Below are 8,001 nucleotides of genomic sequence, written 5' to 3'. Positions count from 1 at the left end.
AATTGGGGTTCGAGGGATCTTATGACAGGGTTGCGGCGTTCGCGAGGACCTGGAAGGAGGGTCAATTAGACCGGGTCAATCCTGCCAGCAAACGAACAGCTGTCAAAAAGAATTTCACCCCAACCACGCTCTAACGCCTTTTCCAAATGGGTCTTCCGTCTTTTAGATCCGGACGGATCTGGAGCAAGCAGCACGCCGAAATTAATTGGAATGTGTTGCTGGAATAGGTTTTTGAGCGTGACACCGCTATTTCGTTTTAATGGCGTCTCACTAGGATTGCCAGTTTTACTATGGCCTTCATCATAGGTATCAACACATGTCTCGCTGGGATCGAGCTGCTTTTGTCTTTCACCCGCAGTTAATTTAATGAAGCTAGCTGTTTCATACGTTGAGTCAACGCGCCATGCGATGTTATTGTTCTTATTCAACAGCGCCTGTCGTTTGGCTGACATGCGCAGGTTCGATCCCATGATGCCTGGGATAAAAATGATCGGTATCACCTCCGTAGGTGGTATGTGCACGACCTGGGTTCTCTGATCAGCTAGCGGTGTACAAAAGCCACTTGCACATTTTCGTGCGTTAAATGGGTCGATTGGTAAATGCTGGCCGTCTGCCATGGTTTCCTCACTTTTAATCTAGTAATTCGATGTCGTAATGAGCGAAGGCTTCTTTGGTACGGAAGCGCTCAGTCAGCCCGTCGCTACCAGATAGGCCTTCATAGATAGTTCCGTCCTCTACTGTTATGCGGTAGCGCTGGTTGGGTAAAGGCGTTTTGGTTTGTAGATCGCGTAACTGAACCTGCTGATCATGCTCGATGTCGCTGTGTGGCAGCCTGAGTGTTTCGCTGGTGGAGTCGCCAGCGCCTAGCTGGACATACTCCGCGCATTTGACCGTGTAATTGGCTTTGCATTCATCGACAATCTGGCCATCGACATAGCTAGTCTTGGCGCCCTGCGAAATCAGCTGCAGTGTGGGCGCTTCTAAGCGTACGCATTCATTGGATATCAGGTGGATGCGCTTGAGGGATTTGATGATGATCTCACCCTCGTGCGCTTCGATCTGGATATTGCCGGCTCCAGCAATCAGGCGCATACCTAGCCTAGCGGCGAATAATTGCACTGCCTGAGTCGCGCGCAGAAACAGGCTGCGCCCCGCTGAAGCCTGATGGTCGCCTATGCTGCTAGTCTCGAAATTTTTCTGTGTGCCGACCAGCACCGTGTCTGCACTACTGATCAAAACGCCCGCATCGCCATGCGCTGCAATGAGTGGCGCACCACCCATGGTGCCGGTGTCAGTCGCTCCAGCGCTGCTCTGCGCGATGTTGGATGCGCTGTCCCAGTGCTCAATTTTGCTGACCAGATCCGCAACGCTTGCTCCTTGCGCGTGGGCTAGTTCGTGCCCCGTAGCCAGACGGTCCAGCTCTTTGCGCACGCTCTCGGCATCGCGCGTGACGGCAGTTAGCGCCTGCCGTTCAAGCTGTCGACTTGCCCTGCTGCCCGCGACCAGATAAACGCCCTGCCCGCCACGTAAGGCCACAGCCTGATCCGAACGTAGTTCCGCGCCTTCGCCCCGAGGTTCTGCGCTGCCATTCAAACGGGGAGTGGTGAGGTAGCCGAGATTGAGTTCGCTCGCGCCATGATCGCTGGCCAGTTGTGCACTGATCTGCCCTTCCGTGTCATCCAGCCTTAGCTGATTGCCGCGCGTTCCACCTAGCTCGCGACTGCGCAAGCCGGACAGCGCCGCATTGCCCGGTAGTGTACCGGTGCGGCTGAAGGCAGGCGGTGGCGCCGCGCCGTTGAACAGTTGGCCGATGATGACGGGCTTGTCCGGATCGCCGCCAAGAAAATCCACCAGCACCTCGCTGCCGACACGTGGTAAATGCAGTGCGCCACATTGCGCAAGATTGCCCGCACCATCGCCTGCCCAGTTAGAGACTACGCGCACCCATGCCGAATCCGACTCGCCGTCACTAGCGCCTATCCCGCCAGCATGTTGATGATCTTCAGCGCGCGTGGCTGGAAAGCGGATCTTCACGCGGCCGTATTCGTCGCACCAGACCTTGTGTGGTTCCGGTCCGACTACCATGGCACTCTGCAGGCGTGGCTGTGGCATATCGGCGCGCACGTCGTAAGCTGCAACGATCGGCGTTCCTCGGCGCACGCAGCGAAAGCGCGTCAGGAAGCGCAGGGGCTGGCCGTGCTGCTGAAACACACGATAGCGGCCAGTGCTCCAGCCGCTGTCCGCGAACAGGCGGGCGATACGTTCATTCATTTCTTTGGGCAGATTATTGTCGGCCGCAATCTCCTGTGCGGAAATGACGAATTCGCGCTGTTCTACGGCATGACTGTCCAGTTCCGCATGACCGCATAGTTCTACCCATGTGCCCACTGCCAGATCGCGTACGGTACCCTCGCAGCGAAAGTGCTTGGCTGCGTAATCATGGCTATGCAGTTGTAGCGCTGTCTGACTATCGAAATCTGCCTTGTTGTCACTCCAATGCGGCGCTTGTACCAGATGGCTTTGCAGTTCATCCGCCAGTCGGCTGCCTAACTCACCCTGATCACTGGCGCTGGCGGCGGCGCTGCGCATGTCGTCGCTTGCGGATGGTTGCAGATAGTCCCAGCTGAAGTTGTGTACCTGTGCGCTTTGCAGTGTTCTAACGGCGCTCCATCCGGTGATGGCATCGCTCTCCATGGTGGCGAGGTCGCGCTGGAATGCTACGGTACCAGCCACATTGCGCGGTAGGCGCATGCTGTCATCGAACAGCGCCAGCGTGTGCACAGGCATGCCGGAACCATGCAGGTGTGCGGGGAGATCAGCGTCGCCAAGGCCGGACTGGAAATACCACGCGATACCGCGTCGCTTCATGAGTCGGCGTATGAAGCTGGCATCCGATTCATTGTGCTGGAAGGTGAATTCGCGTGCCGGATGATCGCGGCTGGCCAGTACGCTATCGATCTGCAGCGCAAAGCTACCACGCATGACGCTGATCTTCTGCTGCCATTCGTTCACCAGCGTGGTGATGATGTCGAGTTCGTTCATATTGCGGAACACCCGTGTGTTCAGGCGTCGCTCCATAATCTGCAGGGCATCGGTGATAGTCAGTTCATAGGTGGCCAGTGCGCCGTCGCTTTCGCCGCTGGCCGCGCTGGCAACAATGCCGCAAATGCTACGCAGCTCACCCGTTGCCGTGACGATCTGGATTTCTGCCGGTACGCCGATAAAGTCTTTGAGCGCAAGCATGGCCGTGTCGGCGACGCAGAGCAGATGATAGGTATGGCCGTCAAAAATGGCCTCGTGGCCGACTAGCCGCTGCGGTAATAGCAGATCGTCGTGTACGCCATCGGCCATGGCCAGTCGCAAACGCAAGGGGCGCTGCGCCGATGTGAGGCGCGTGAACATGTCGTACAGACCAGCAATGGCACTGTCCAGATTCATGGGGCCTCCCCAGTTACTATGGTAGCGAGCGCGTAGCGCATGGCCCCGAAGTGGGGGCCGCGTGCGCGCAGTCCTAGATGGTAGCCATAGCCGAGAGCGGTCTTGCCGAGACGGCATTGACAGGCTTCTTGCTGCTCCAGAAAGAGCAAAACTTCGCACTGAAGACTGCTCAATTTGAATACAGAAATAAAGCACTTCAAAGCGCGCCATCCCTCCTGCTCCGGCAGCAATTGCATGTATTGCTGTCGCTTCAGTGGGCCGATAGTCAGGCGGATGCGGCGCTGGAAATTGGGAATCCGGCGGCCAATAGTGAGTGTCCGGCCAAGCCTATGTTTCCGGCTACCCAGTTGAAATGCTTCCTCGCTGCGCAGTCGATAGTGGTCAGGCAAAAACTGGCTAACTTCGATCGGCAAACGGAAGTAGTCAGCGAGCGCAGTCCGGAGTGCGGTGGCTGATGTCGCGGGGCGTTGCAGTATCGCTGCATAGCTGGCGATGGCTGCATCGGGTATGCCGCCTAGCTGCCCTGATCCGGCAGGCACTCCGGTAAATGTCATCAGCAGGGGCAGTAATGCCGGCTTATTCTCCGCTGTGTTGGTGCGGAAAATGCGGCTACGGTTGCTGGCGATATAGTGCAGTTCGATAGACCTGTGAAACAGCATATCGTAGAACGCCTGTGTGCTTTCCATGCGTCCTATGCTGTGCGTTTCCATCAGTCGATAACTAGCAGCATAGGGTAGTTCGCCGGTCGAGCCGAACAGGCTGGGTAGTGTGGGCGTGAGAGTGATTCTGGGTAGCTGGTCTGCGCTTTTCCCGGTAGCAGCGGCGTAGTCGAGCGCAATACCATCGACCTGGCTGGTGGCAAAGCCAAGCCGGATACGGCTTTGAAAGCGGATACGGCTGCTTAGCCGGTCACTAGCACTGTGCCCCAGCCAGCTGTCGAGCAGCCTCACCGCCTGCACGAATTCGAAGCGATACGGGGCACGTGCGAGCCGCGCTATTACAGTATGTTCTGGTAGCCGCTGCGTGCTGGACATAGCATCAGTTCCTTGCCGGTTTGTGCGGATCGCAAGCTTAGGCGAACAAAGGTGTTGAGCTGGGTACTCAGGCCGAATAGGTGATCAAGTAACTGGCTGAACAGATACAGGCCACTGGTGTGATACGCATCTTCATTGACGGTGATGGCTATGCGCATGCCGAACAGATAGCCACGGGTTGCGGCGCTGCGGTAAGGCAGAAAATCTGCACTGGCATTTAGGGCAATCAGGCCAAGGATCTGGCTGCGTCTGACGGGATCTTGTACGGGGTCATGCAGTACCAGCATTTCTTTCAAAGGTGCGAGATCGGGATGTAGCAACGTTTGCTGGCTGCTGGCAAGGTGGGAAATCAGACGCCAGTAGTCGGAGGCTGCAATGCGGCGCGGCGGAGTCGGCTGACGCAGCATGCGGATGGGATAGGCGCCCTGCCCTTTGGTCAGCTGCAAATCGCCATCGGCATGATTTAGCGGCAGACGTGCGCATAGGTCCCGATTGGTACAAGTCAGGTCGACGGAGACGGTGCTGATATCCGTATCCAGCGGATCGAGTGCATGGTCGACAAAGGCAATCCGGGTTTCATAGCCGGGGCTAATCTCTGCCAGATGTTCGTCGCGACGGGCGAACCAGTGGCGTCCCGTCTGATCACTGGCTTTGCCATGTTCGAGCGAATAGTAAGGATGGTATTCCTCCATGCGGATGCCGCTGCGTGATGTCTTCACCGCAGTAACCCGATCGACGCTGTAGATTTCGTAGTCGGCCGGATGCTGGGCGTGGGCCAGCAGAAGGTATTCGGATTTGCTGTAATCCTGATAGACGGGGCAGGCGCTGATGGAAAACAGATTCACCACGGGCGTGCAGCCGGTGAGCAGGTGATGCGCCGCGAGAGGCATCAGGGTCAGGGCGCTTGCGCTGCTATGCCTATCTTGTGCGAGCAGAAAGTGCAGTGTAAATGTCTGACAATTCGCTGCTAGTTGCGGCCGGATTTCGTCTAGCACGATATCGAAGAAATTGTACTTTTCCGGATAGGCAAAATATTCCAGTAACAGCCTAGCCGTAGGGTGGGCTCTGGGCTCATCTGGTGTAGCAGCCTGATCTTCGGCAAAGCCTACGGGCCGCAACGGGAACTGTCTGAGCGCGCGCCAGTTCGGGCTCTCCGATGCTTGCAGGTAGACGGCGGCACAGCGCATGAACAGGCTATCGCGCAGCGTCGCAGCAAAGGCGGGATCGGCATCGATAAACAGGCGCAGATAGGGCAGCGTGCAGTCCGGCCCGGTAGAAATGGTCAGCGTGATCTCCCCGCCTAGCGGCTCCGTCGCCACGATGCCCGCGGGTAGGCTGATCTGCTGCCGGAAGCTGGCCTGCTGTATCTGCGCCGAACCCAGTTGGAGTTCGTAGACGGTGCGGAACTGGCAGCGCGTATGGCCTATCCGTGTTGATAGCAGTGTGGTGCCGCGCGGGATCACACTGTTTGCCGGCGATGCGGCCTTGCTGCAGTCGAAGTACGCGATGGTGAGTGGCGGTAGTGGCCGCACGGCTTGTGGATAGATGACGGAAAGCAGGTCGCTGGGTAGCTGTTGCTGGCTTTTATCCAGACACTGCTGCGTGCGTGCATTGGTAAAGCTGATGGCATCAAGCAGGGCACGGGTTTGCGGATGCTCGGCGCTGCCACTGCTCAAGCCGAGACTGGCGGCCTCTGCTGGGAAGCGCTGGGCGAATTCGCGCGCGATGCTCTGCTGATCGATACGCTCGCGCTCGTAGCGGTGCAGCAGTTCCGTGAAAGGCGAGGTCATACGCTCAGCCACCGACTAGGCGAACAGTGTAGTGCTGTGCGGCAGGTTCCAGCACGCCGCCAAACTTTACCGGCGTGGTGTCAGATGCGTCTCTCAGTTGTGCCTGCAGGATGAAGCCGAGCCGGTTAATCGAACTGGTTTCTGCGTGCAGTTGAACCTGCAGTTTGGTCAGACGGGGTTCGTGGCGCTGTATGGTCCGCTGGACGGCGGCGCAGATCGCGCGGCGGTCGGGTTCGCTGGCGATGCACAGGGCTGAGAAGTCTTGCAGACCGTAGCTGAGGATAGAGGTCTGTAGAGCGGGATGGCGGCTGAGTAGCGTATCAGGCAGTGCCTGCCGTGTGTTCAGCAGATCTTCCAGTGCGCGGGCAATCGCGTTTTTCTGTTGCTGCCGGCTCCATGTGTGATCGGCCGGCGCTGCGTCATACAGCACGGCCCACAGATCTGCTGCAACAGTGTTTGCCATCTGCCCACTCTCCCCGAAACGATGTTGCACCGAGCCAGAGACAGATTATTCGCGTTGTTTCCTCTTCTTAAGTTGTGAATGCTCAATAAATTGGCTTGCCGTATCAGCGGCGCGCCGTCAGCAGCACCAGTGCAATGCCACCGAGGATGGCCAGCGAGGCGGCGATCAGGCGCATGGTGATGGACTCGCCCAGAAACAGGATGGCACCTGCGGCAGCGATCACGGGCACGCTCAGTTGTACGGTCGCAGCCGTGGTAGCTTTCAGGTATGGCAGCGCGGTGTACCAGATCGCGTAGCCGACACCGGAGGCCAGCGCGCCCGACAGCAGCGCATACAGGTAGCCGCTGGCATCGTAGCGGGCATCGTGCAGCATGACCAGACTGAGCAGGATGGCCATGGGCGCTGCGCGCAGGAAATTGCCGGCTGTGACTTTGAGCGGATCACCGCCCGCTTTGCCGCGCAGCGAATACACGCCCCATGCCACACCGGCACCCAGCATCAGCAGCGCTTCCGGCAGGGGCGGCGCGGACAGCCCCGGCAGCAGCAAGCCCAGCAGCCCCGCCGCTGCCAGTAGCAGGCCAGCCATCTGGGCAGGACGCAGGCGTTCGCCGCGCCACAGGCCATAGCCGATCATGCTGGTCTGCACGGCGCCGAACAGGATCAGTGCACCGGCCGCGGCCGGCAATTGTCGATACGAGAAGGAGAACCCGACAGCATAGGCAAACAGAGCCAGTGCCGAGCGCCAGTTGCCCTGCCCCGGCTGGGGGCTGGCACGCAGGCGTACCAGCAGCCACAGCGTCAGCGCGCCGGACAGCATGCGCAGCGTGGTAAAACTGGCAGCGTCGATTTGCGTGTGTGCCAGTGCTGCACGGCATAGCAGGGAATTACCGGCGAAAGCAGCGAGTGCCAGCAGAGTGAGGATGGCGAGACGGGCAATAGGCATGGGCGACCCCGGAGTCGGTAAGTCGCCCAGTATGGCTTGCCTATTGCGTCAGCACAATAGAGCGCAGGCGGGTTTTATTCGCTCGCTGCTGTGAACGATCAGTAGTTAATGAGACAAATTGCCCGTTTTTGGTTGCTTTCATCCAGAAGTTTATGACACAAATTTCAGGAGTTATTGAGACAGTTTGCTAGGCCGATTGCATTTCACGAATAGACGCGAAGCGATCATAGAGCTCTCTGTTCGTTTACGTGCTGAATTGACTAACTCCGATTGACCCTCCCTCCACTGTCTTTCGAACGCCGCGACCCTGTAGTTAGACCCCTTGAATCCTAA

The 8,001-nt window shown here is 58.2% G+C and carries 6 protein-coding genes; all 6 read right to left on the bottom strand.

Annotation, left to right across the window (positions count from 1 at the left end; translation table 11 throughout):
- Window positions 1–65: 65 nt before the first annotated feature.
- The 6 genes from ABNT42_RS00955 to ABNT42_RS00930 all read right to left on the bottom strand — a co-directional run bounded on the left by ABNT42_RS00955 (window position 66) and on the right by ABNT42_RS00930 (window position 7,668).
- Entirely contained in the window at window positions 66–617 is a 552-nt protein-coding gene (locus ABNT42_RS00955; RefSeq protein WP_348692769.1) for a hypothetical protein, read from the bottom strand.
- 13 nt (window positions 618–630) lie between these two features.
- Complete coding sequence (locus tag ABNT42_RS00950; RefSeq protein ID WP_348692767.1) at window positions 631–3,438, bottom strand: type VI secretion system Vgr family protein; 2,808 nt, start codon at window positions 3,436–3,438, stop codon at window positions 631–633.
- A complete protein-coding gene (tssG, locus tag ABNT42_RS00945; protein ID WP_348692764.1) occupies window positions 3,435–4,472 on the bottom strand; it encodes a type VI secretion system baseplate subunit TssG in 1,038 nt (345 codons plus the stop codon). Before tssG ends, ABNT42_RS00950 begins: the two co-directional genes overlap by 4 nt.
- Window positions 4,436–6,262 carry a type VI secretion system baseplate subunit TssF gene (gene tssF, locus ABNT42_RS00940; protein ID WP_348692761.1) on the bottom strand — a complete coding sequence of 609 codons (1,827 nt, stop codon included), beginning with the start codon at window positions 6,260–6,262 and terminating at the stop codon, window positions 4,436–4,438. Before tssF ends, tssG begins: the two co-directional genes overlap by 37 nt.
- Before the next feature lie 4 nt (window positions 6,263–6,266).
- Window positions 6,267–6,725, bottom strand: coding sequence for a type VI secretion system baseplate subunit TssE (gene tssE / locus ABNT42_RS00935; protein WP_348692759.1), 459 nt, complete (start codon window positions 6,723–6,725; stop codon window positions 6,267–6,269).
- 103 nt (window positions 6,726–6,828) lie between these two features.
- Complete coding sequence (locus ABNT42_RS00930; RefSeq protein ID WP_348692757.1) at window positions 6,829–7,668, bottom strand: DMT family transporter; 840 nt, start codon at window positions 7,666–7,668, stop codon at window positions 6,829–6,831.
- Window positions 7,669–8,001 lie beyond the last annotated feature (333 nt).

Source organism: Duganella fentianensis, assembly GCF_964031615.1.
Lineage (GTDB): Bacteria > Pseudomonadota > Gammaproteobacteria > Burkholderiales > Burkholderiaceae_D > Rugamonas > Rugamonas fentianensis_A.
The sequence above is the reverse complement of the archived record's forward strand: the minus strand, read 5'-3'. Positions and strand labels throughout refer to the sequence as shown.

Bases quoted from the DNA above. Each gene is read 5' to 3' on its own strand.
- ABNT42_RS00955 (WP_348692769.1), bottom strand. From the start codon at position 617: ATGGCAGACGGCCAGCATTTACCAATCGACCCATTTAACGCACGAAAA.
- ABNT42_RS00950 (WP_348692767.1), bottom strand. From the start codon at position 3,438: ATGAATCTGGACAGTGCCATTGCTGGTCTGTACGACATGTTCACGCGC.
- tssG (WP_348692764.1), bottom strand. From the start codon at position 4,472: ATGTCCAGCACGCAGCGGCTACCAGAACATACTGTAATAGCGCGGCTC.
- tssF (WP_348692761.1), bottom strand. From the start codon at position 6,262: ATGACCTCGCCTTTCACGGAACTGCTGCACCGCTACGAGCGCGAGCGT.
- tssE (WP_348692759.1), bottom strand. From the start codon at position 6,725: ATGGCAAACACTGTTGCAGCAGATCTGTGGGCCGTGCTGTATGACGCA.
- ABNT42_RS00930 (WP_348692757.1), bottom strand. From the start codon at position 7,668: ATGCCTATTGCCCGTCTCGCCATCCTCACTCTGCTGGCACTCGCTGCT.